Here is a 24,268-nt window from a genome sequence, read left to right on the forward strand (position 1 = left end):
TTCGCACCTAAATCTTTAAAAAACGCTATTTTTCATATAAAAAAGAGCAAGTTATCTGTTTGTTGCTTTATCAGACAAATTTTACCGACTGATAACAATATTTTTTTGCTATTCCAGCCGGTCCTGATAGTTCTGGACATTTTTTTGCAAGGCCCGCTCCTGCCGTTTCTGTTTCAGTACATGCAGTACACCTTCAATCACCAGCAGCAATACCGCCAGCCAGATTGGAATGTAGGTCAGCCATTCATCGGCTTCAACACGCTCGCCCAGCATCATTGAGGCGAAAGCCAGCAACACCGGTTCCAGATAGCTAAGCAAACCAAAAATCACAAAAGGCAAATAACGGCTGGCCAGAATATAACTGCCCAAACCTAAGGCACTTAAAAAGCCCAGTCCCAGCACAGCCCAGATCAGATGCGAGTAATTCAACAGCAATGCCATGCTGTCGCTATAAACAAAGCCCAGATAAAACGCGACTGGTAAAATCAGGAACAGATCCCACCAGAAACCGCCTAAATTGTCAGTTTTAAACTGACGGCGTAAAAAGAAATACAAAGGATAAGCCAGCGCCACATACACAGTTTCCCAGGCCACACTGCCAATGCGCCAGATTTCATGTCCGACGCCCAGTACGGCTAGCGCCACCGCCAGCATTTGCCAGCTGGACAGTTTTTCCTTATACAGCACACAGCCAACCAGCACCATCACCAGTGGCAACAGGAAATAACCGAGCGACACTTCCAGACCACGGCCGTTAATTGGCCCCCATAAAAACAGCCACAGTTGCGTGGTACATAAGAACGAACTGATCAGCAGCCACAGCAATAAAAGCGGCTGTTGTAGCACCCGCCTGAAAATCTCGGCCACATGCTTTAAATCACCACTCCACCACATAAACAGGGTGATAAAAGGCAAGGTGGACAGCATGCGCCAGGCAAAAGTTTCTTCACTGTCTAAAGGTTGCAGAAACTGGGTATAGAAATACAGCACACCAAAAGTGACGGATGCCAATACAGACAAAGCAACGCCTTTATACATCTTTCACTCCTGATCTTTGCCGAGCGCTGATTATACTCAGTTCATCTCCGGAAAACTCTGTTCGTGCATGAATTATTGACCGAAAAATAAAAAACCATGCCGGAGCATGGTGTATTTTTAGTAGGAGATTGCTTTAACGGGCTGTCTGTTTGGTGTGAATAATATCATCCAGGTTATAGCCTAAAGATTTGGCATATTCGAGATATTCATTGATCACTTCGGGATTGGCCTGCGGGGTACGCGACAACACCCACATATATTTGCGATGTGGCTCACCGACCAGCGCGGTCTGATAATCTTCATCCAGTTTTAGCACCCAGTAATCACCGCGACCAATTGGCATCCAGCGGATAAATTCTGGCAGGAAGCTGACTTTCAGTTTGGTATTAAACGGCGCATTTTGTACAAAGGCTTCACCAATAGAAACGGTTTGTTCGCCATTTTTGGTGATACAGCGATTATCGACCTTGATATTGCCATTTTCATTTAAGGTATAGGTCGCCGTGACATCCCGATCACATTTATTCTGGAAGGACATCGGTTTACGTGCCACCTCATACCAGACCCCTAGGTAACGATCCAATTCCACTTTTTCAACGGTGGGTAGTGGCTCTTTCTGGGCATAAGCCATGGTGGCCAGCCCTAAACCGACCAGCACTACCCCGCCTACGGCAATTTTTGCCAATTTATAACTCGCTTTAGGGAGATTATTCGTTTTCATCAGGTCACCTTATAGCTTCAATATTGTTCTGGAGTTCTCAGCATACTTGGCTAAATTAACGGTAAATTCAGGTATTTACTGTTGTGTTATGTAAGGAGTTTTTTAACAGTTCCCACACTTTTCTTTACTGCAGCATTTGTGCCTTCAAACGAATAATTTCATCACGCAGACGTGCGGCCTGTTCAAACTGCAATTCTTTTGAGGCTTTGAGCATCTCTTTTTCCAGCTTGGCCACATGCTTGGCAAACAGTTTCGGGTCCGACACGATATGCCGTTCATCCGCGGTTAATGCCAAGGTTTGGGCTGCCATCTGCTCATCAATTACGTCTTCTTCCAGCACCTCGCCGGTATCAATTTCTTTAATGACCTGACGCACAGCACTGCGCGGAGTAATACCATGTAGCTGGTTAAATTCAATTTGCTTGGCTCGGCGACGTTCAGTTTCATCAATGGCTTTTTGCATGGAATCGGTTATCCGGTCAGCATATAAAATCGCCTTACCGGCAATGTTCCGCGCAGCACGACCAATAGTCTGAATCAGCGAACGTTCGGAACGCAGGAAGCCTTCCTTGTCGGCATCCAGAATCGCCACCAGCGAGACTTCTGGCATATCCAGACCTTCACGCAGCAGGTTAATCCCCACCAGCACATCATAAATCCCGGTACGCAGCTCATGAATAATCTTGACCCGCTCGACCGTATCAATATCGGAATGCAGATAGGCCACTTTAATGCCGTATTCTTTTAAATAGGAACTTAAATCTTCGGCCATGCGCTTGGTTAAGGTCGTGACCAGAACCCGTTCGTTTTTATCTTTACGCAGGTTAATTTCCGACAGGACATCATCGACCTGGGTCAGCACCGGACGGATTTCAATTTCCGGATCAATCAGACCGGTTGGACGCACCACCTGCTCGACAATCTGCTCGGCTTTTTCCAGTTCATACTGCGCCGGTGTGGCACTGACATAAATGGTGCTTGGAATAATCCGTTCCCATTCTTCAAATTTCATTGGCCGGTTATCCAGCGCGCTTGGTAAACGGAAACCATAATTGACCAGGTTTTCCTTACGCGAACGGTCCCCTTTATACATGGCACCAATTTGCGGCACGGTAACATGCGACTCATCAATAATCAGCAAGGCATCATCCGGCACATAATCAAACAGGGTTGGTGGCGCCTCACCGGCCGGACGACCGGATAAATGACGGGAATAGTTTTCAATGCCGTTGGTATAGCCGAGCTGCTGCATCATTTCCAGATCATAACGGGTACGCTGCTCGATGCGCTGTGCTTCCAGCAGCTTGTCATGTGCACGGAAAAAGCCTAAACGTTCTTTCAGTTCTTCACGAATAGTTTCAATGGCGCGCTGCAAATGGTCTTTGGGCGTCACATAATGGCTTTTCGGGTAGATGGTGACGCGTGGCACTTTGCGGATCATTTTGCCAGTCAGCGGATCAAACCAGCGGATCGAATCGACTTCATCATCAAATAGTTCAATCCGGATGGCATTCTGCTCTGATTCTGCCGGGAAAATATCAATAATTTCACCGCGAATCCGGTAGGTCCCGCGCAAAAATTCCAGTTCATTGCGGCTATATTGCATTTCTACCAGCCGGCGGATGATATCTTCACGTTGAATCCGGTCGCCCTGCACCACATGCAACAACATGCTCATATAGGCATTCGGATCACCCAGACCGTAAATAGCCGATACCGATGCCACAATAATCGAGTCACGACGTTCCAGTAATGCCCGCGTCGCCGACAGTCGCATCTGGTCAATGTGATCATTAATGGCGGCATCTTTTTCAATAAAGGTATCGGAAGATGGCACATAGGCTTCCGGCTGATAGTAGTCATAATAACTGACAAAATATTCAACCGAGTTATGCGGGAAAAAGGCTTTAAATTCGCCGTAGAGCTGGGCCGCCAGAGTCTTGTTATGCGCCATGACAATAGTTGGCCGCTGTAACTGGGCAATCACGTTGGCCATGGTATAGGTCTTACCGGAACCGGTTACCCCCAGCAGCAACTGATCATGCATGCCCTTTTGAATTCCCTGCACCAGCTTTTCAATGGCCTGCGGCTGATCTCCAGCAGGTTGATAATGGGTAACCAATTCAAAAGGTTGATGATCACTCACGGATAGCGTACTCATACAGATCGAAAAAAATAGTCTAACAGATTCAGCCTATTATCTGGCTTCAGATTGTAATTTTTGTACACTTTCTTGTCACCGGCAGCATCGGCAAGGTTCTGTTTTTAGTCCGCAGTGCAACTGAAATAAAGACCTTCACCCGCTGCTGTTTGGCACACTCTCACCAGACATACCCAGATCAAAGCAAAATCTTCATGTGAAACAGAAAAACACCCTCGTCTTGTGCTTTTTCACTTGATTCTGCCCCGCTTCACGGGCAACATGAACACAAGGGATCACATAGATTTAATGACAATGACTTACCGATATCATGATGAAAGTATTATTAAAAGCTTGCCTGAAGATACGATTTTTGTCTTTGGCAGTAATCTGGCGGGTGATCATACCGGCGGTGCAGCGCGCACTGCCCTGCAACACTTTGGCGCCGTGCGCGGCGTAGGTCGTGGCTGGGCCGGACAAAGCTTTGCCATTCCAACCATGAACGAGCATTTGCAGCAAATGCCACTGTCGCAAATTCAGCACTATATAGATGACTTTAAAACCTATACCAAAAATCATCCGAAAATGAAGTATTTTCTGACTTCAATTGGCTGTGGTATTGCCGGTTATAAAGTCGAGGAAATTGCCCCGATGTTTAAAGGCATTTCCCACAATGTGATTTTCCCGGCCTCCTTCCGGCCTTTTGTCGAGAAATCTTTACCGAAACTGAATCAGCATTTTCTGCATACCATTTTTCGTGATCCGGTAATTTTTGCCAGCAATCCGGATGAGCTGATTGAAGTGCTGGCTTTAAATGACAATGAAAAAAGTCTGGCTAAAATTTTGCTGAATACCCAGATGTACCCGACCGACAGCAATGGCCGTGACCGGATTTTTGAAATTGAAGATATTTTATATGGCCTGAAAGACAAGGTCTTTGAATGGCAAAGCAACTCTGAAGGTTCCATGCTGTTTGGCGGGGTGATTCTAGCCTTACTGGAACTGTATAGTATTAATGAACAGGATTTTGCCGAAGTCTGGCATGGTCAACGTGAAATTACCCCACCGCGTCCGGCGCATCGGGCCAAAAAATAATCCCTCTTTTTAATACCAGAGCAGCCGGCCATTGAGCCGGTTGTTCTGTATTTTGGTGATATAAATCACATTTATAAAAATAAACACAATTTTTATCACATAATAAAAACTTGATTATAATTCTATTTTTCATTCACTAGAATAATCGAGCTTCAGACTATGACAATACTGGACACGCCTGTTTTTACCCTTGCGCCGATTGCCCTGTGGCTGGAAGACTTTAGTGAAATTAAAAAGCAGTTTGAGCTGTGGCGTGCACAAGGCATTCAGGATTTACGTGGCTATTTACTGGAAGATCTAAGCCGTGTCATTGAATGTGCCCGTAAAATTAAAATTCTGAGCGTAAACCAGAAAACCCTGGAACTGTATGAAGCCCAAGATCTGCAGCATTTAATTAGCAACCTGGAGCAGATTTTTAAAGGTGAGATGGCCAGCACCCATATTGATGAGCTGATCAGCTTGTGGGAAGGTCAAACCGAATTTTCCAGTCAGGCCGTCAATTACAGCCTGAACGGGAAACGGCTGGATATCCAGTTACGCGGCACCGTGGTGCCCTCGCATGAGCATGACCTGTCTTTGGTGCTGGTCAGTACCGAAAACATCACCCCATATACCGCGGCGCGCCGGCAGGCAGATCAGCAGCGTTTACTGGCTGAATCGCGCTTTGTCTATTCACCCACCTCCTTGTGGGTGGAAGATTTTAGCCGGATTAAAAGCCGGCTCGATCAGCTGCGCCATTTGGGCATAGATGACTTCAATACCTTTTTAGATGTGCATCCGGATTTTATCCAGCAATGTATCCGGGATGTGCTGATTATTGATGTCAATCAGGCCACGCTGGATTTATTTGGCGCCCCGGACAAAAACACCCTGCTGCAAAATATTCATAAAATTTTTGCCGGAGAAATGCAGCATACGTTCAGGGAACAGCTGATCGAGCTCTGGAATGGCAATATTCACCATCAGCGTGAAGCCATCAATTATGCGCTGGATGGCAGCATCCGCCATGTATTGCTGCAATTTACCGTATTTCCCGGCTATGAAAAGGACTGGAGCACAGTTCAGGTGGCCTTGACCGATATTACCGCACGTAAAAAAAGCCGAAAACTATCTGGAATATCTGGGCAAGCATGATGTGCTGACCAAGCTTTTGAATCGCTCGCATTATACTGAAGAAGTGAATCGTTTAGAGCGCAGCAGTCTGCGGCCTGTGTCCAGTATCTATATTGATATGAATGGCTTAAAAGTCGTGAATGATGCCTTTGGCCATGATAGCGGTGATGATCTGCTCAGACGCACCGGTGAACTGCTGAATCAGCTTGTCCAGAATACCCAGTACAGTGCCTGCCGTATTGGCGGTGATGAATTTGTGGTTTTGCTACCAGGTGCCGATGAGATTGCCCTGCACAACTGTCTGGCGGGCTTGCAGGAACTGCTGTTAATTGACAGTCAGTTTCATGGCAATCAGATGCTGAATCTGTCGATTGGGTCTGCGACCACACTGCCGCAGGAAAGCATTGAAGAGATGCTAAAACGCGCCGATCAGGCCATGTACACCCAAAAGCGTGCCTATTATGTCCAGTTTGACCGGCGTGAAACCCAGGATTAAACCCATCAAGTGCCCATAAAAAATGCCACAGAACGTGGCATTTTTCTTAGCGTTTACCCATAGATTTACGGGTCCCACGTGGTGGTGGAAACAGCTTGTCGGCATAACCTTCGTCTTTAGGACGAACCTGATTATGCAAGGCATCCATCTGGGCTTTTTCTTCCGCAGATGGCATTGGGAATGGGAGTTTTACCACAGGTTTTTTTGAAGTAGGCTGCTGCTTACTCATGACGATAACTCAAATCAAATTAGCGCTATTTTAAGGTTTTTTGCAGTCAGAAGCGAGTCTCCGGCTTTTTATTCTCAAAAATGCCTTATTTTGAGGCGCAGAAGCATAAATTTCGTGATTTTTTATTAATTTGTTGAGATTTTAAACGACGAAGTGACTATTTTTGAGCTAAGATAGTGTGCTTTTTATTTTTTAATCCCTATAAGAAGGAATACTGCCGTGGACGTACGTCTCTCTGATCGTGTAAATGCCATCAAACCGTCCCCAACGCTTGCTGTGACAAACAAAGCTGCTGAATTGAAAGCTGCTGGTCATAACGTAATTGGCTTGGGTGCAGGCGAACCGGATTTCGATACACCACAACACATCAAAGATGCAGCAATTGCAGCGATTAACAACGGTTTTACCAAATATACCGCTGTTGACGGTACGCCAGGCCTGAAAAAAGCCATTATTGCGAAACTAAAACGTGACAATAACCTTGACTACCAAGCCAACCAGATTCTGGTGTCTTGCGGTGGTAAACAATCATTCTTTAACTTGGCACTTGCACTGTTAAACAAAGGTGATGAAGTGATCATCCCTGCGCCATTCTGGGTAAGCTATCCAGATATGGTCATCATCGCTGAAGGCGTGCCAGTGATTGTAAAATGTGGCGAAGAACAACGCTTCAAAATCACTCCTGCTCAGTTAGAAGCAGCCATCACAGACAAAACCCGTTTAGTGGTACTGAACAGCCCGTCTAACCCGACAGGTATGATCTACACCAAAGCTGAACTGGAAGCTCTGGCTGAAGTACTGCGTAAATACCCAGAAGTGTATATCGCATCTGACGACATGTACGAACCAATCCGCTGGGATGACGAGTTCTACAACATCGCTACTGTTGCACCAGACCTGTATGACCGCACTATCGTGTTAAACGGTGTGTCTAAAGCCTATGCCATGACTGGCTGGCGTATCGGCTATGCAGCGGGCCCTGCTAAACTGATCGGTGCGATGAAAAAAATCCAGTCTCAGTCAACCTCTAACCCGACGTCTATTTCACAAGTGGCTGCAGAAGCTGCGTTGAACGGCCCACAAGACGTACTTGAGCCAATGGTTGAAGCATTCAAACGCCGTCACGACCTTGTGGTAAATGGCTTGAATGACATCAAAGGTATTTCTTGCCTACCTGCAGATGGCGCATTCTATGCATACGCAAACATCAAACCATTAATTCGTGCAAAAGGCTTAAAATCTTGCACAGAATTCTCTGCATGGTTACTGGAAGAAACGGGCGTGGCCGTGGTTCCAGGTGATGCATTCGGTTTAGGCGGTTTCATGCGTATCTCTTATGCAACGGCTGATGAAGTGCTGGTAGATGCGTTAGCGCGTATCAAGAAAGCGGCGGATTCAATCGAAGGCGTTGATGAAGCGATTGCGTCGATCGAAGCTGAAAAAGCTGCTCAATAATCTCTTCTGAGCAATAAAAAAACCGCGACCTGTTCGCGGTTTTTTTATGGCCTGATTTAACTCTAAACGCTCAATTCAGCGGACCATAGATAACGGTTAGATGGCCTTTTTCAGCGCCTGAATGAGCTGACTGCGTGAGATGTCAGGACGGTCTGTACCCTTATAAATACAGTAATATTTAAAGGCACTATCCAGACTCACCCGCAGTTCTTTTTGTTCAGAAGCCGACCAGACCCGGCAGCGGTTACTGCCCGACAAGGCACTGCCGGCAAGCTGATACAGGTATAAATCCTGGCTGCGCTGTAATGGCGTGCGGATCGCATGATCCGGATGCTCTGAAAGCTGGAAACATGGCTCATTGATCAGCCATTTTTCACTAAACCACAGCTGCAGTAAATCACCCAGATACAGATCGACATGCCCGACTGGCCATACGTTGATATAGGCCGAAGCAACAGGCGTATAATAATCTTCTGGATTGCTGATAAGAGAAAGGTAGTTGTCTTTGTAAAAATTGAGGTTTGCAAAAATTTCAGGGATGCTGAGCGTATTCATTCGCTGTCTCCGATTTAGCCATTTTTGTGCTGGCAAGTTGGTTTAAATCCACACTGTTTAACCATTTGGTCAAACGACTTTCTGGATTTAATCTAACAACAGATTTTTTGCTTTGCAAGATTTTTTCGTGTTTTATTTTATTTTGCACAAATAAAAAGCATATAAACTTTAAATGTAAAAAAGATGACAGTTTTCGCTTGACCCCTGCTGAAATCCCTCTATAATCGCATTCAGATTCTCCCATAGCTCAGTCGGTAGAGCGACGGACTGTTAATCCGCAGGTCCCTGGTTCGAGCCCAGGTGGGAGAGCCAAATTCAAGAAAGCCCAAGCATTTAAGACTTGGGCTTTTTTATTGCCAAAATTTATAGCTTTCAATCTTTTTAATTCCTACAGCGATTCACATCTGAAGGTTATAAAAAAAGAAGATTAGGATCTTCCCGAGCGATCTAATGGCGAGACGTCAATCGCCAGATCAGCAGAGCATCTATCTTCAAAAACAGGTAAATCAGCCCTGATTCCCCTTCTCACAGCCATAAAAAAACGGAACCGAAGTCCCGTTTTCTCTCAAAAAATATTGACTGTTTCAAGCCGCTTGGGCCGGCACACCGCTATGGAAACGGAAAGTATCATCCGGGCTTAAAATCAGATTTTTTTCGACTTCACGAATATGCTGAATCCGGCCCTGAATATCTTCTTCCGGATTTTTTAGCTTGGCAGTTTTGGCAACGTCCAATGCCAGTGCCAGATAATCTTCATAATGACGCGATTCAGATTTCAGCAAATAGCGGTAGTAACGCCCCAGCTCTTCATCAACATGCGGTGCCAAGGCATAAAAACGCTCGCAGGAACGCGCTTCTACAAAGGCACCTATCACCAGTACATCAATTAACGCTTCTGGCTCATAGGTACGGATTTCTTTGCGTAAACCGCCGGCATAACGGCCTGCGCTTAAGCCTTTCCACTCCTGTCCGCGTTTGTTCATGAATTCCAGCACCTGTTCATAGTGCAGCATTTCTTCACGAACCAGTTGCGCCAGCTTGACCTGCAAATCGGTAAAGAAGCTATAGCGGAACATCAGGTTCATGGCCGTGCCCGCGGCTTTTTTCTCGCAGTTGGCATGATCCTGCATCAGGATTTCCAGATTGTTCAGCGCTTCATCCAGCCAGGCTTGCGGGGTTTCACAGCCCAGGAAGCCGATCACCGGCTTCATGAGCTCATCATAATTGATTGTCGACATACAAAAACTTCAGGATTATCGTGCAGCTTTGATCGCTGCTTTCATTTGCTGTACAGCTTGTGCCAGACCCACAAACACGGCATCGGCAATGAGCGAGTGACCAATATTCAGTTCATGAATTTGCGGAATTGCGGCAATCGGCGTCACGTTATCTAAATTCAGGCCATGGCCGGCATTCACCACCAGACCTTTGGCCGCGGCATATTCGGCGCCTTTCACAATACGTTCCAGCTCGGCCTGCTGCGCCTCTGCGGTTTCAGCATCAGCATAGGCACCAGTATGAATTTCAATGGTTGGTGCACCACAAGCAACTGCGGCATCAATCTGGGCAAAGTCAGCATCAATAAACAGGGATACATCACAACCCAGAACAGAGAGAGCCTGCGTTGCCGCTTTTACCGCCGCAAAATTACCGACCACATCCAGTCCACCTTCAGTGGTGACTTCCTGGCGTTTTTCCGGGACAAAGCAAACATGATGCGGTTTGATTTCTTTGGCGAACTCGACCATTTCATCAGTCACCGCCATTTCCAGATTCATGCGGGTTTTCAGCAATGGACGCATACGACGCACATCATCATCCTGAATATGACGACGATCTTCACGCAGATGCAAGGTAATACCCTCTGCACCGGCCTGTTCACAAATCAGTGCGGCATTGACCGGATCTGGGTAAGTGGTGCCACGTGCTTGTCGCAATGTTGCAACATGGTCAATATTTACACCAAGTAATGCAGCCATACTCTTTTCCTAATTACGATTGTGTTTGGGAGTTCTGTATCCACAATTGACGACTTTTTAACGGCCGATCTCCCAGCAGGGAGCTGATCATCTGCCGATATAATTTAGACAGTAATTGTAACTGTTCTGGATTAAAATCCCTACTCTTTTCATGGTCACGCATACTCAAAATCTGCGCGCCATTTAAACTGGAACGGGAAGCCTGCGCCGTTGGCATAAAGCCTTCATTTAATAAAAACTGATACTGCTGCATTGCACCAATCGGCTGCTGGTTGGCATCCACTTCAAAGTCGATGGCATAACCCAGCTCTTGTAGCAATACATGCTCAAACTGGCGCAGAATCTGTCTTAAAAAGCTGTTTGGCTGCGGATGGCTCGACAACTGCTGCAATTGCTGCAAAGTGGTGGCATATTGCAGAAAAGTTTCAGGCATCTCGACTTCGAGCGGACACAGACGCAGCAAAATTTCATTCAGATAAAAACCGGAGAAAAAGGCATCGCCAAAGAAAAATACGGGCTGGTTGATAATTTCCAGTTTGGTAAAATTTTTCAGTTCAGATTTACCCGAGGCCTGCAGGCTAATCGGTTGATATTGTGGTGGCGGGGTTTGTCTTAAAATACCATCAATCCGCCCATATTCCTGGGTAAACAGATGCACAATATGACTACGCTCGCGGTATTTACGATGATGGATCAGGTAGCCATGCAAGACTTCATTACGCATGCGGGCAGGATATCAGCCTAATCATCTTTCTTTTTGCTTTCATCTTCTTCATCCCCATCGGGAATGACTGCACCGACCACAGCGGCCGTGCCTTTGACCACGCCTTTGGTGGTTTTATAGGCCACTTTAACCGGAACTGTAACCACCTTATGAATACAGCCTTGCAGCATGAACATGCAGGCTAAAATCACAGCAATTTTGGTCATTACAGTTCCTCGTTTCATGGCTTAGATATCGCTGTATCCCAAGCTTTTTAATGCACGTTCATCATCTGACCAGCCACCTTTGACTTTCACCCAAAGCGTGAGCATGATTTTCTGTTCGAACATTTTTTCCATATCGACACGGGCATCCATCCCGATTTTTTTCAGCTTAGCACCTTTTTCACCAATCACAATGGCTTTTTGCCCCGGACGGTCTACAAAGATGGTGGCATCAATATAGGTACAAGCCGGTTTCATACGACCGGTTTTTTCATTTAAAGCCGGCTCTTCGGTTTTAAATGATTCAATCTGTACGGTTAAATCGTATGGCAGTTCTTCACCGAGCTGACGCATGATTTTTTCACGAATAATTTCAGAGGCCAGGAAGCGCTCGGAACGGTCGGTAACCTGATCAAATGAATATAGCGGTGGCTGGAATGGCAGATACTGCTCAATGGTGTCACGCAGATGTTCCAGATTGGCACCACGCAGCGCAGATACCGGTACAATTTCTGCGAAGTTCATCAGCTTGGCGCGCTCCTGAATCAGCGGCAGCGCCTGATTTTTATTCTCGAAGGTATCCAGTTTATTGATCACCAGAATGACTGGCATGTCTGCATTTTTCAATTTCTCCAGTACGAGTTCATCGTTCTGGGTCCATTTTTGTGCATCGACGACGAATAATACCAGGTTCACATCACGCAGCGCCGAGTGCGCGGCACGGTTCATCATTTTGTTGATGGCACGCACTTCTTTTTTGTGCATCCCCGGGGTATCGACATAGACCGCCTGAGATTTTTCACGCGAATCAATCCCGACAATTTTATGGCGGGTGGTTTGCGGCTTACGCGAGGTAATAGACAGTTTTTGACCCAACAGGTGGTTCATCAAGGTAGATTTACCCACGTTTGGCCGGCCCACAATGGCCACAAATCCGCTACGGTAATCCGATGGAATTTCCTGACCTTGTGAACTGAAGAATTGATTGATTAAATCGTGGCTGTCGCTTTGCGACTCGTGATCAGCATCGTTGTGATCGGAATGGATTGTCATTGAGACGTTTGCTCCAAGAGTTTTAAAATTTCCGCGGCAACTGCCTGCTCGGCAAAGCGGCGGCTAGAACCTTCACCTTTCATTACCGGTAAAGCATCGACCCGGCATTCCACCTTGAAATGCTGGTTCGGGGCATCACCCTGAATATCTACAACCTCGTAAACTGGGAGAGGTTTTTTACGTGCTTGTAAATACTCTTGTAGGCGTGATTTCGGATCTTTGAGCTGATCGGTTGGCTCAATATGATCCAGATAAGGCACGTACCATTTTAACACAATCGTCTGTAGCAGGTTTAAATCCCCACAGTCGATATAAATCGCACCAATAATCGCCTCGACTGCATCTGCAAGTATAGACTCACGATGATGACCGCCTGATTTCAATTCACCGGTACTGAGAATTAAATTTTGACTGAGTTTTAAATCATTGGCGATTTTACCCAGTGCTTCCTGACGCACCAGTGTTGCGCGCATACGGGTCAGCCGCCCTTCATTTTCCTGCGGATAGGCGGTGTAGAGATAATTGGCAATAATCATCCCTAAAAGTGAATCGCCTAGAAATTCTAGGCGTTCATAGTTGTGTTTGTGACTGACCGAACGATGCGTCAGCGCCAGCTTGAGCAGATCCGGCTGTTTAAACTGGTATCCGATGCGGCTGGCCAAACGCGTTTCATTGAGCTTGGACTGAGCTTTGATCAAAACTTTTCTCGAATTTCATGACAATATCAATATTCAATAAGAACGGTTTTCTTATCTCATAGTCTTTCTTCACCTGTAGACCATCTACATTGGTGACCTGGGCAACATCCGCAAATTTAATATCACGAATGTTGTTCATACTTAAACGCTTATCCATTTCCCCAATGAATTTTTGCGGACTCAGGTTTTTGGGTCCATGAATCAACTGCTCTTTAATCTGGTTATCCAGCATTCGATCATCGAAATACGGTCCCCAAACCGCAACTGCAATTTTTGCCATAAAAGCAAAACCAATAATTGCAACCAGAATTGCAATATACGATGCCCCTTGTTGATGACGCATTTTGTTATTTTCCTAATGGATGATTTTAATCTATGCTGCCGTTTCGGCTAAAAGACGGCAATTTAAAACCAGGCTCTTTGTGCATCCAGATATAGACGGCACGGCCGGTCAGGTTTTCTTCAGGTACAAAACCCCAGAAACGGCTGTCAGCACTCTGATCGCGGTTATCCCCTAACGCGAAGTAATGACCTTCTGGAACTTTGACTTCCCAATATAAACCATTTGTAGAAGCATATTTACCATTTTCGACATAATTAATAAAGGGTGCCTGACGCGCCACGTTTACGCCTTCCAATTCACGCATGGTAAAAGTATGCTTGCCTAAAGTTTCCTGATGGTAAATCGAGTTGGGTGTATCGAGGCTGTCTTTTTCACGGCTAAATTCCAGTGCAACTTTCTGCACCTTTTCGCCGTTAATGGTAAATTGGCCATGATCATAAACAATATGATCACCCGGCAAACCCACAATCCGCTTAATGTAGCTAATGCTTGGTTGTGGCGGATAACGGAACACCGCCACATCACCGCGTTCTGGCGAACCGGTATCAATAATTTTGCTGTTGACGATTGGCAAACGCACGCCATAGTCAAATTTATTTACCAGAATAAAATCCCCGGTCTCCAGGGTTGGCACCATTGAATCTGACGGGATGTTAAACGGCTCATATAAAAACGAACGCAGCACCAGCACAACGGCCAGTACCGGCCAGAAGTCATACGCCCATGTGATAATGAAATTTTCATTGCCCCGCCCTTTGGTCTGTCTTTGCTTGAAGACAAATTTATCCAGCAACCACACAGCAATAAAAAACAGCGTGGCAGGAACGAGGATCAAATTAAAATCAAAATCCATGGGCGTTTATCCTTCTAATCTTATTAGCGTTCGACTTTTAATACAGCTAAGAACGCTTCTTGTGGGATTTCAACGCTACCCACTTGCTTCATACGTTTCTTACCTTCTTTCTGCTTGGCCAGCAGTTTCTTCTTACGCGACACGTCACCGCCATAACATTTGGCCAATACGTTCTTACGCATGGCTTTTACCGTTGAACGGGCAATAATTTGCGCCCCAATGGCCGCCTGAATTGCGACATCAAACATCTGACGCGGAATCAGGTCTTTCATTTTTTCAACCAGCGCAATACCACGGTGACGGGCATCCTGACGGTGACAGATCATTGCCAGCGCATCGACTTTTTCACCGTTAATCAAGACATCGACTTTCACCAGTGATGAACTTTCAAAACGCACGAAGTTGTAATCTAGTGATGCAAAACCACGTGAGCAGGATTTCAATTTATCAAAGAAATCCATCACCACTTCGGCCATTGGAATTTCAAAGGTAATGGATACCTGATTACTCATGAATTTCATATCTTTTTGCACACCACGACGCTCGATACACAAGGTCATGACGTTACCCAAGTATTCTTGCGGCACCAGAATATGACATTCGGCAATCGGTTCACGTAAGTCTTCAACGGTGGAACCGTCTGGCATTTTCGATGGACTGTCAATATATACGGTCTGGCCATTTTTCATTACGGCTTCATAAATAACCGTTGGTGCAGAAGAAATCAGGTCCAGATCGTATTCACGTTCTAAACGTTCCTGAACGATTTCCATGTGCAGCATACCAAGGAAGCCACAGCGGAAACCAAAACCGAGCGCATCTGAACTTTCCGGTTCGAAGAATAGCGCTGAGTCATTGATTTGCAGCTTTTGCAGTGCTTCACGGAACGGTTCAAAATCGCTGGCATCAATCGGGAACAGACCAGCATAGACCTGCGGTTTTACTTTTTTGAAGCCCGGTAACACTTCCACTTCTGGCGTGGTTGCCAAAGTAATGGTATCACCAACTGGTGCACCAAAAATGTCTTTAATGCCGGCAATCACGAAGCCGACTTCGCCCGCTTCCAGAATATCGGTTTCAGTATGTTTCGGATTGAAAATACCCACCGAGGTAATGATGTGCGTTTGACCGGTTGATTTCATCAACATCTTGTCACCTTTACGCACACGTCCCTGCTTCACACGCACCAGAGACACAACGCCCAGATAGTTATCAAACCATGAGTCGACGATTAAAGCTTGCAATGGCGCATCACGATCACCGGTTGGTGCTGGAATGACATCGACCAGACGCTCTAACACACCCGCAATCCCCAGACCAGTTTTGGCTGAACAGGTCGGCGCATCGGTTGCTTCAATACCAATAATATCTTCAATTTCCTGAATCACACGTTCAGGCTCTGCTTGCGGCAGGTCAATCTTGTTCAGAATTGGTAAAACTTCCAGCCCTTGCTCAATCGCGGTATAGCAGTTGGCAACCGATTGTGCTTCTACGCCCTGGGCAGCATCAACCACCAGTAGTGCGCCTTCACACGCTGCCAGTGAACGTGAAACTTCATAAGAAAAGTCAACGTGTCCCGGGGTGTCAATGAAATTTAACTGGTATTCCTGACCATTCGGATGGGTATAGTACAAGGTCACCGAAGTCGCTTTAATGGTAATCCCACGTTCACGCTCAAGTTCCATTGAGTCCAGTACTTGCGCCTGCATTTCGCGATCCTGCAAACCGCCACAGGTCTGAATGAAACGATCCGCAAGGGTCGACTTGCCATGATCGATATGTGCAATGATCGAGAAGTTACGAATGTTTTTAATATCAACAGATTTTTTAGCTTGCGCCATGGGCTACCTTAAAAAATAACGCGCTATGCAAACCAGATTCAGTGCACAGCAAAAGCCGAATAGAAATTGCGAAGGATTATAGCAGATGGATTTTTTAAAGTATCCAAAATAATGCAAAGCTTTTCGGCCCGGCCGGTTTTAGATCATCCGATACAAACCGGCCAGTGACGATGCTTATGCCGGCTGTGGCGGATACTGGTTAAAATCCATCGGATTCAGATCGGCTGGAATAGGCTGATACGCCTGGGAAAAACTTGGCGACATGCGTTTTGGACGGCCGCTGTCTATTTCCACACAGGCCCATTTGGTCTGCGCGACAAACAGCACGCTCTGGTCCTGCGGACGATAAAACACATACTGGCGAAACAGGTACAGCGCATTAATTTCACTGAGCCAGGTTCTTAAAATCAGCTCTTCACCGGCAAATGCAGCCTTGCGATACTGCACATGATGCTCTACCGCCACCATGGCATGTTTCATTTCCAGAAACTGCGCCATGCCCAGGCCTAAGGTTTCAATATGGGCGCTGGCCACATCCTGCATCCACTGCACATAAACCACGTTGTTGACATGGCCCAGACTGTCAATATGCTCGGGTTGAACCTGAAGTTTTAAATCAAAAAATGTACTGCTCATGCTCTGTTACTGTACTGTGGTATCGGGTATCGGGTATCGAGGCCCCTAGTCTACTGAAATTGGCCCCAGATAAATTGAAAAATAAAAAAACCACAGCAGGCTGTGGTTTTTAACTGGCTCAGATCAGGAAATTCGCATACCGACAATGGCACGTTGTCCCTGACGGATTAAGGTCACACGCGCCACGCTGCCCTTTTTCAGCTGCGAAACCGCCTGAACAAAACTGTTGCTGTCGGTGACTGGGCTATTGTTCAGCTGTACGATGACATCACCCGGTAAAATTCGCGACTGCGCTGCAATACTGCCCGGACGGACTTCCTGAATCAGCACACCGCCTTTAATTTCCAGCTGACGCATTTCTGCTGCTGACAGGTTCCGGATTGCGACCCCAAGTACCGGGCCTTTATTCTGGCTTGGCGTAACATTGCTCTTGGCCGGGGTGTCATCCGGTGCGGTGCTTAAAGTGGCCGAGATATTCCGGCGACGGTCATCGCGTAAAACTTCCAGCTGGATGGTCTGTTTAGGTGCAGTACGGTTCAGGTAATTGAGTAATTCACTGGTACGTGAAATTGGGGTACCGTTGTATTTTAAGATTACATCACCGGCACGCAGTCCGGCTTTGGCGGCTGGAGAATCCAGTGCCACCTGGGTAATTAATGACCCTTCCGGTTTATCCAGCCGATATGATTCTGCCAGCGTCCGGTCAATATCCTGCAGGCTCACGCCTAAATAGGAACGGGTGACTTTACCATGCTGTTTTAACTGGTCTGCCACTTCCATGGCGACATCAATCGGAATCGAGAAAGACAGGCCCATATAGCCGCCCGTTCCACTAAAGATGCGCGAGTTGACCCCAACCACTTCACCGCGCTGGTTAAATAGCGGTCCACCCGAGTTACCCGGGTTTAAGGCAACGTCAGTCTGAATAAACGGTACCGAGGTTTCCCCCATCATGTTACGCATTTTGGCACTGACAATACCAGCAGAGGCGGAATAGTCAAAACCAAATGGTGAACCAATTGCCAGCACCGGCTCACCGACTTTCAGGCGATCAACATTACCGGTACGCAGTTCAGGGAAGTTGCTGCCAGATACCTTCAGCAAAGCCACATCGGTCCGTTCATCACTGCCGACCACGGTGGCATCAATTTCACGGCGATCATTCAGAACAATGGTGACTTTGGAGGCATTTTCAATCACATGGTGGTTAGTGAGCAGGTAGCCATCTTTGCTGATAAAGAAGGCACTGCCATAACCGGTTTTTTCCTGTGGCGCCTGACGCTGCGGAATCACCACCCCATCGCCAAAGAAACGGCGTAACAGTTCCGGAACCTGTTGTTGTAACAGCTCTTCCTGGCTTAAACGTTTGACCACATTGACACTGACAACACCGGGGCTGACCTGTTCAACCAGGTTGGAAAAATCTACTGAAGTAGAGGCCTGTGCTTGAACAGATGCCATAGTGAACACAGCTGCATAGAGACCCTTCTGTAAGTAGCGATTATTCATATATAGCATTCACTCAATTTGTTTATAAAAATGTGATGTTCTGTTTTTAACATAACGCTTTTTAAGATTTCGTAATAATATGTTCAATTCCTCAACAGGATACAAGTGCTTGCGCCATTTTTTATAAAATGGAGTTTTATTGCTTTTTCTCATCATTAATAAGCATCTTGACCCTTGCCTTTTGTTTTAAAAAGCGTTGTCATTACCAGACTTTTTTCAAATTAGCTGATGGACATGTCTAATTTACATGCAACTCATCATTTTGATGTGATCATTGTGGGTAGTGGCGGCGCAGGTTTAAGTCTGGCACTGTCATTACCAGCTCATTTTAAAATTGCCGTGCTGGCCAAGTCGGCCCTGACTGATGCCAGCACCTTTTATGCCCAAGGTGGGGTCGCAGCCGTACTGGATGAAACCGACTCTATTCAACAGCATATAGATGATACAATGATTGCAGGCGCGCATTTATGTGAACTGAATGCCGTGCAGCAAACTGTAGAGGGCGGTAAACCTTCGGTCGATTTCCTGCTTGAACATGGCGTTCAATTTACCCTCGATGAACAGGAACAACTGCATTTAACCCGTGAAGGCGGCCACTCCCAGCGCCGGATCATTCACGCGGCAGATGCCACGGGACGTGCCATTTCAACGACACTGGTCCAGCGGGCCAGAGAAAAACAGAATATCCAGATTTTTGAAAACTTTGTTGCCATTGACCTGATTACCACACAGAAACTCGGTCAAACCGGTGACAATCGTGCATTGGGCCTGTATGCCCTGGATGAAAACACCGACCAGATTGATACCTTCCTGGCGCCCTTTACCGCCCTAGCCTGCGGCGGTGCCATGAAAGCCTATCTGTACACCTCTAACCCGGATATTGCCACCGGTGACGGGATTGCCATGGCCTACCGCGCCGGTTGCCGCGTCGCCAATATGGAATTTAACCAGTTCCATCCGACCTGCTTATACCATCCGCAAGCCCGTTCCTTCTTGATTACCGAAGCCATGCGTGGCGAAGGCGCCTATTTACGCCTGCCAGATGGGGAACGCTTTATGCTACGTTTCGATGAGCGTGCCGAACTGGCGCCACGTGATATTGTGGCACGTGCGATTGACTTTGAAATCAAGCGTCTGGGGATTCGTCATGTCTGGCTAGACATCACCCATAAACCGGCCGAATTTGTTAAAGAACACTTCCCGACCCTGTATGCGCGTTTACTGGAACTGGGCATCGACATCACCAAAGACATGATTCCGGTGGTCCCGGCGGCGCATTATACCTGTGGCGGTGTAGTGGTTGATGAACACAGCCAGACCGATATTGCCGGCCTGTATGCCATTGGTGAAACGTCTTATACCGGCCTGCACGGTGCGAATCGTATGGCCAGTAACTCACTTTTAGAATGTTTTGTATATGGCATGAGTGCCGCTGAACACATTCAGGCTGAATTCAAGCCCGATTATCAATCACCAAATGTGCCGGCCTGGGATGATTCTCAAGTGACCCATCCCGATGAAGATGTGGTAATTCTACAAAACTGGGATGAACTGCGCGCCACCATGTGGAACTATGTCGGGATTGTCCGCACCACCAAGCGTTTACAACGTGCCCTGCACCGTATTGAAATGCTGAAACGTGAAATTACCGAGTATTATCAGGACTACAAAGTCAGTAAAAACCTGATTGAACTGCGTAATCTGGTGCTGGTTTCAGAAATGATTGTGCGCTGTGCCATGCAGCGTAAAGAATCGCGTGGCCTGCATTACACCCTGGATTATCCAGAACTGGCAGATGAGCTGCGTAAAACTGTCCTCACGCCGCCAAACTTCCAGGTAGAAACGCCATTGGTGAATGAGGATGTGCCGGCTTAAAACGCTTATGCCATCTTCAGTTCTGAAAGATAAAAAACCGAATCGCAGGATGTGATTCGGTTTTTTATTGGGATCAGCCAAAAATGGTTTCAGCCGGATGGTTCCTCAAGTTGAAGCATATTGCGCTGCACTCGAGGTTGGCTTTAATAATGGCAACTGCTCAGGTTCTAGCACTCCGGACAGCAATTGCGGCAGATAGGTCTGCACATAATTACGTAAAGTCAGTGCCACTTGTGCCGAGAAATGTGGCTGCTGCAATTGTGTCTGTAAATGTGCCAAAGCCTGCGCCTCGGTCAGCTGATGGGTTTGCACGGCATAGACATAGCCCAATAAAGCACCTTGTGCCAAAAACTGATACGGCAACCCAGCCTGGGCATTGCTAGCAATTGAACCTAACACCCGCTCGGACGCACTGAGCTTGCGTAGCGGATCACGCGCCACCCGTGCACATGGGTCTTTATAGGCATGGACACAGGAGTTTGCAAAACTTTGTGCCAGTGCATGCAGGTCGTGTTGCCGGTGTGGTAACACCACCGCCAGTCCCTGCTGAACCTGCTGTAACAACTGCTGCATGAACTGTTCAATCTGCGGGTCGGCCAGAGCCACACCAATGGTTTGATGACCACGCAGGCTGGCATACCAGGCAAGCATGGCATGCACCCCGTTCCAGAGCCGGTTTTTAATCAGCTGGATTTCACTGATGTCTTCGACCAGAATCATCTGCCGCATTTTTTGCAGTAACGGACTGGCATTTTCCACATAAATCGGCATGTCGATTTCTGCATTAAACAGAATAAGATCCATGGTCTGTAGAATATGACTCGGCTGGAAATTACGGCGCAAATCTTCCACATACAGACTGGCCTGACGTTCCTGCTCCGGCTGCAAACGGGTGTTATCCTCAATTTCAACCGGCTCGGCTTCATCTTCTGTCTGCGACTGCTTGAAGATGTTGTATTTAATCCGTAGCTGGCGGTACAGGTTCTGGTCAGTCAGTTTGGATACCATACGGTTGACCACGGTATCGCAGAAATAATGCTGCGCTAAAATGGCTTGTGCGGTCTGCACATCACTTAAGGCCACCAGGGCTTTACGGATATGCTCCAGCAATAACTGCTTGGCACCGACTTTATTTAAAATAATCAGCACGGTTAAAGGCGCAGCCGGCTGGTCCTGATGGGCCAGATAACGTGCATACAGGCCTTGCGCAATCACCTCAGCTTCGCTGCTCAGCGCTTTTTCTGGCAGACATAAGGCAATCAAGCTGGATTCAATATACATTTCCTGCATGTGCTGCAGGTTATCTGCATCAATAATGCTCATGTTTTCAATACGCTCATCATAGGACATTTGTCCATAACGAATGCAATAGGTGCCAAAAGCATTCACCGCAGAGCGATACAGCTGGTTACGGGTAGAGGCATAAATCCGTTTCGGACGGGTATAACCATCCCAATGCGATAACACCTGTGCCAGATAACCGCCGCCAATCGCACCAAAGCCATGGATTCCGACGGTTAGCTGGTTCAAGGTTTGTGGAAAAGCTTCCTGCAGACTAGGCATCCCCAAGGCCGGAATATACAGGTTTAAATCTTCCAGATAATCTTCCATGCTTTCATAGTAGTAATGCGCCTTGGACAGCATCTGTTCATTCGGTGCTTTAATGTCCCGCAGCAGCACGGTAATGCCCTGCGCCTCATAGGCCGAGGTCACACCATTGTCTGAATCTTCAAACATGAAACAGTCACTGGCGGAGAGATTCAACTTTTGCGCAGCGGTCAGGAAAATTTCCGGATGCGGTTTGCCACGTTGGACTTCATCTCCGCACACCAGTACATCAAAAAATTTATAGACATTGGCATTAATTAAATATTCTTCGGCAATGGCACGGCGACTGGACGTCGCCACTGCCATGCGCAGCCCGGATTTACGCAAGCGCTCCAGCACCTGTAGCAAACCGGTTTTAATCGGCACGCCAAACTGACGCACACTTTCCAGTTCCAGCTCATCGGCACGCTGGCGAATTTCGGTATAGGGAATATCTTCACCATATTCAGCCTGTGCCAGCTGTTTGGCACTCCGCGCACTCAAGCCCAGACAACCCATTAAATAGTCATCGCTGAACTCGACTCCAATCAATTCCCGAGATGCCTGTTTCAAGGTTTGAAACCGTAAACGCTCAGTATCAAACATTGTGCCATCCATATCGAAAATTGCGCCCTGGATCATTTTATTTTTAAATTTAAGCATTTTCCCCCTCATTTGATCATTTTTCAACAGGCCTAGAGCCTAGAGCAATTTTTGAGGGAACAACACCTTAGACAAAGAATGAAATATTTAAGGTTAAAAATTAACCAATTGATTGGAGTAAGATTTAAGATATGTAACATTGAGTAATTAATAAGTAACATCATGTAAATCAATAAAGCGATTTTGCTGAAATATAAGGATAAGTTTTAAATAATTCGGAGGGTGCTTTTCGGCGAATTAAATAGGCTTCAAAAAATAAAAAGCTGGAAGCATCAGATTGGCGAAGAAACTGAAGCAAGCAAAATTAAGACGAGTAAGAAAAGGATAAAATCAAGCGAGCCAGATCAAAAGAACAAGTGACCTGAGAATCAAGCCACTTGGGGTGGAATTGAATAGGTTCCGGTCACATGCGCCACCGGTTCCTCCTGCCCGACTGAATAAATCCAGACTTCACCCACGGCCAGACTTTTACCCAGTTTCATGAGCCGGCATTCCGCCCGCAGGTTTTTTCCACCAGCGGGTTTGCGTAAAAAATTGATATTCAGGTTGGTGGTAACCGCCAACCCGACAATCCCAATCTGGCCCAGAATCGCCACATATAAAGCCAGATCTGCAGCCGTCATCATGGTCGGACCAGAGATCGTGCCGCCCGGACGTAATTCACTTTCCCCAACCCGATAGGTCAAGCTGGCGCCCATGGGCGTGACCGCATCAATCTCGCATTTTTCCAGACTCTGGGGAAATTCTTGTTGTAAAAATTCAATAATTTCAGCACGGTTACTTTTCATTGTGATCAAAAAATCCTCTATCATCACGCTACTATAGAAGATTTTTAGTCTTGACCCAAATTTAAGCAGCAACTGTCTGTAAATATTTGAGCGCCTCGGCAAAGACCAGATCCGGACTTTGGGTGGCATCTAAACGTTTAATCCGTTCTGGTTCTGCCTGCCACAACTCCTGATAACCAGCACGCACCTTTTCAAAAAAGGTGACTTTTTCCTGTTCAAAACGGTCCAGCGCACCACGTTCACGCGCACGGGACATGCCCAGTTCAATCGGTGCATCCAGCCAGAAAGTCAGAGCCGGCATGTGCGAAACAAAATTCTGGTTCAGCAATTGCAACTTTTCCCGGCTTAGGCCACGCCCAGCACACTGATAGGCAAAGCTGGCATCAGTAAAGCGGTCACAGAGTACCGTTTTGCCAGCTGCCAGTGCAGGCAGAATCACCTGCGCCAGATGCTGGGCGCGCGCTGCGTACATCAGCAGTAATTCAGTATCATTACACATCTGCTCGTCATGATTGACTGAAAGCAGCAGACTGCGAATCTGCTCGGCCATCGGAGTGCCACCCGGTTCACGGGTTAGCACTACTTCACTGCCTTGAGCCTGCAAATGTTCATAAATACGACGGATGAGCGTGGTTTTACCTACCCCTTCGGTGCCTTCAAAGCTAATAAACATG

General features: G+C 46.8%; 22 protein-coding genes, 1 tRNA gene and 1 pseudogene. 5 read left to right on the top strand and 19 right to left on the bottom strand.

Annotation, left to right across the window (positions count from 1 at the left end; all coding sequences use genetic code 11):
• Positions 1 to 108: 108 nt before the first annotated feature.
• From rarD to uvrB, 3 genes are all read right to left on the bottom strand, one after another.
• Positions 109 to 1,038, bottom strand: coding sequence for an EamA family transporter RarD (rarD, locus tag FTU54_RS10635; protein ID WP_168395057.1), 930 nt, complete (start codon positions 1,036 to 1,038; stop codon positions 109 to 111).
• Positions 1,039 to 1,171: 133 nt separating this feature from the next.
• The gene (locus FTU54_RS10640; protein WP_180074743.1) at positions 1,172 to 1,759 is read right to left on the bottom strand and encodes a lipocalin family protein; all 588 of its coding nucleotides are present in this window, start codon (positions 1,757 to 1,759) and stop codon (positions 1,172 to 1,174) included.
• A gap of 124 nt (positions 1,760 to 1,883) precedes the next feature.
• Positions 1,884 to 3,905 carry an excinuclease ABC subunit UvrB gene (uvrB, locus tag FTU54_RS10645; protein WP_035362953.1) on the bottom strand — a complete coding sequence of 674 codons (2,022 nt, stop codon included), beginning with the start codon at positions 3,903 to 3,905 and terminating at the stop codon, positions 1,884 to 1,886.
• Between the two features lie 309 nt (positions 3,906 to 4,214).
• Between uvrB and FTU54_RS10650 the strand changes: the two genes are divergently transcribed.
• Both FTU54_RS10650 and FTU54_RS10655 read left to right on the top strand, forming a co-directional pair.
• Positions 4,215 to 4,994, top strand: coding sequence for a hypothetical protein (locus FTU54_RS10650; RefSeq protein ID WP_104494588.1), 780 nt, complete (start codon positions 4,215 to 4,217; stop codon positions 4,992 to 4,994).
• Positions 4,995 to 5,153: 159 nt separating this feature from the next.
• A pseudogene (locus FTU54_RS10655) lies at positions 5,154 to 6,603 on the top strand (diguanylate cyclase domain-containing protein).
• Between the two features lie 46 nt (positions 6,604 to 6,649).
• On the opposite strand, the gene FTU54_RS10660 reads toward FTU54_RS10655, so the two are convergent.
• A complete protein-coding gene (locus FTU54_RS10660; RefSeq protein ID WP_005176699.1) occupies positions 6,650 to 6,832 on the bottom strand; it encodes a hypothetical protein in 183 nt (60 codons plus the stop codon).
• 219 nt (positions 6,833 to 7,051) lie between these two features.
• On the opposite strand from FTU54_RS10660, the gene FTU54_RS10665 reads away from it, so the two are divergent.
• Positions 7,052 to 8,287 (top strand): pyridoxal phosphate-dependent aminotransferase, encoded by a 1,236-nt coding sequence (locus FTU54_RS10665; RefSeq protein WP_127801371.1) that lies wholly within the window; start codon positions 7,052 to 7,054, stop codon positions 8,285 to 8,287.
• Positions 8,288 to 8,383: 96 nt separating this feature from the next.
• On the opposite strand, the gene FTU54_RS10670 is transcribed toward FTU54_RS10665, so the two are convergent.
• The gene (locus FTU54_RS10670) at positions 8,384 to 8,842 is read right to left on the bottom strand and encodes a hypothetical protein (protein ID WP_168370431.1); all 459 of its coding nucleotides are present in this window, start codon (positions 8,840 to 8,842) and stop codon (positions 8,384 to 8,386) included.
• 236 nt (positions 8,843 to 9,078) lie between these two features.
• On the opposite strand from FTU54_RS10670, the gene FTU54_RS10680 reads away from it, so the two are divergent.
• Positions 9,079 to 9,154: transfer RNA gene (locus FTU54_RS10680), tRNA-Asn, on the top strand.
• Positions 9,155 to 9,426: 272 nt separating this feature from the next.
• Here the strand turns inward: FTU54_RS10680 and FTU54_RS10685 are convergent.
• The 11 genes from FTU54_RS10685 to FTU54_RS10735 all read right to left on the bottom strand — a co-directional run bounded on the left by FTU54_RS10685 (position 9,427) and on the right by FTU54_RS10735 (position 18,681).
• Positions 9,427 to 10,080, bottom strand: a complete 654-nt coding sequence (locus FTU54_RS10685; protein WP_005176696.1) for a tRNA-(ms[2]io[6]A)-hydroxylase — start codon at positions 10,078 to 10,080, stop codon at positions 9,427 to 9,429.
• A 15-nt stretch (positions 10,081 to 10,095) separates the two neighbouring features.
• Positions 10,096 to 10,821: a pyridoxine 5'-phosphate synthase gene (gene pdxJ, locus FTU54_RS10690; protein WP_016660036.1), complete on the bottom strand. Its 726-nt coding sequence runs from the start codon at positions 10,819 to 10,821 to the stop codon at positions 10,096 to 10,098.
• Between the two features lie 13 nt (positions 10,822 to 10,834).
• Positions 10,835 to 11,545: a DNA repair protein RecO gene (gene recO / locus FTU54_RS10695; RefSeq protein ID WP_075167796.1), complete on the bottom strand. Its 711-nt coding sequence runs from the start codon at positions 11,543 to 11,545 to the stop codon at positions 10,835 to 10,837.
• Positions 11,546 to 11,562: 17 nt separating this feature from the next.
• Positions 11,563 to 11,751 (bottom strand): NF038104 family lipoprotein, encoded by a 189-nt coding sequence (locus FTU54_RS10700; protein WP_005176688.1) that lies wholly within the window; start codon positions 11,749 to 11,751, stop codon positions 11,563 to 11,565.
• 21 nt (positions 11,752 to 11,772) lie between these two features.
• Positions 11,773 to 12,801: a GTPase Era gene (era, locus tag FTU54_RS10705; protein WP_016660033.1), complete on the bottom strand. Its 1,029-nt coding sequence runs from the start codon at positions 12,799 to 12,801 to the stop codon at positions 11,773 to 11,775.
• Positions 12,798 to 13,499 (bottom strand): ribonuclease III, encoded by a 702-nt coding sequence (rnc, locus tag FTU54_RS10710; protein WP_005176685.1) that lies wholly within the window; start codon positions 13,497 to 13,499, stop codon positions 12,798 to 12,800. Before rnc ends, era begins: the two co-directional genes overlap by 4 nt.
• The gene (locus FTU54_RS10715; RefSeq protein WP_005176678.1) at positions 13,471 to 13,842 is read right to left on the bottom strand and encodes a DUF4845 domain-containing protein; all 372 of its coding nucleotides are present in this window, start codon (positions 13,840 to 13,842) and stop codon (positions 13,471 to 13,473) included. The genes rnc and FTU54_RS10715 overlap by 29 nt, the downstream gene beginning before the upstream one ends.
• A 25-nt stretch (positions 13,843 to 13,867) precedes the next feature.
• Complete coding sequence (gene lepB, locus FTU54_RS10720; RefSeq protein WP_005176674.1) at positions 13,868 to 14,695, bottom strand: signal peptidase I; 828 nt, start codon at positions 14,693 to 14,695, stop codon at positions 13,868 to 13,870.
• Between the two features lie 23 nt (positions 14,696 to 14,718).
• Positions 14,719 to 16,536, bottom strand: a complete 1,818-nt coding sequence (lepA, locus tag FTU54_RS10725) for a translation elongation factor 4 (protein WP_005176673.1) — start codon at positions 16,534 to 16,536, stop codon at positions 14,719 to 14,721.
• A 174-nt stretch (positions 16,537 to 16,710) separates the two neighbouring features.
• Positions 16,711 to 17,172 carry a thioesterase family protein gene (locus tag FTU54_RS10730; protein WP_005176672.1) on the bottom strand — a complete coding sequence of 154 codons (462 nt, stop codon included), beginning with the start codon at positions 17,170 to 17,172 and terminating at the stop codon, positions 16,711 to 16,713.
• Between the two features lie 123 nt (positions 17,173 to 17,295).
• A complete protein-coding gene (locus tag FTU54_RS10735; RefSeq protein ID WP_104491657.1) occupies positions 17,296 to 18,681 on the bottom strand; it encodes a Do family serine endopeptidase in 1,386 nt (461 codons plus the stop codon).
• A 228-nt stretch (positions 18,682 to 18,909) separates the two neighbouring features.
• Here FTU54_RS10735 and nadB point away from each other — a divergent pair, with 228 nt between their 5' ends.
• Positions 18,910 to 20,556, top strand: coding sequence for an L-aspartate oxidase (nadB, locus tag FTU54_RS10740; protein WP_005176669.1), 1,647 nt, complete (start codon positions 18,910 to 18,912; stop codon positions 20,554 to 20,556).
• Between the two features lie 105 nt (positions 20,557 to 20,661).
• Here nadB and mtlD read toward each other — a convergent pair whose 3' ends face one another.
• The 3 genes from mtlD to tmk form a co-directional block, all read right to left on the bottom strand.
• Positions 20,662 to 22,806, bottom strand: coding sequence for a bifunctional mannitol-1-phosphate dehydrogenase/phosphatase (gene mtlD, locus FTU54_RS10745; protein WP_163142393.1), 2,145 nt, complete (start codon positions 22,804 to 22,806; stop codon positions 20,662 to 20,664).
• 368 nt (positions 22,807 to 23,174) lie between these two features.
• The gene (locus FTU54_RS10750; protein ID WP_180074744.1) at positions 23,175 to 23,594 is read right to left on the bottom strand and encodes a PaaI family thioesterase; all 420 of its coding nucleotides are present in this window, start codon (positions 23,592 to 23,594) and stop codon (positions 23,175 to 23,177) included.
• A 61-nt stretch (positions 23,595 to 23,655) separates the two neighbouring features.
• Positions 23,656 to 24,267 (bottom strand): dTMP kinase, encoded by a 612-nt coding sequence (gene tmk / locus FTU54_RS10755; protein ID WP_005176660.1) that lies wholly within the window; start codon positions 24,265 to 24,267, stop codon positions 23,656 to 23,658.
• Between the last annotated feature and the right edge of the window lies 1 nt (position 24,268).

Origin of the sequence: Acinetobacter sp. YH12116, assembly GCF_013418895.1 — a bacterium.
GTDB lineage: Bacteria > Pseudomonadota > Gammaproteobacteria > Pseudomonadales > Moraxellaceae > Acinetobacter > Acinetobacter indicus.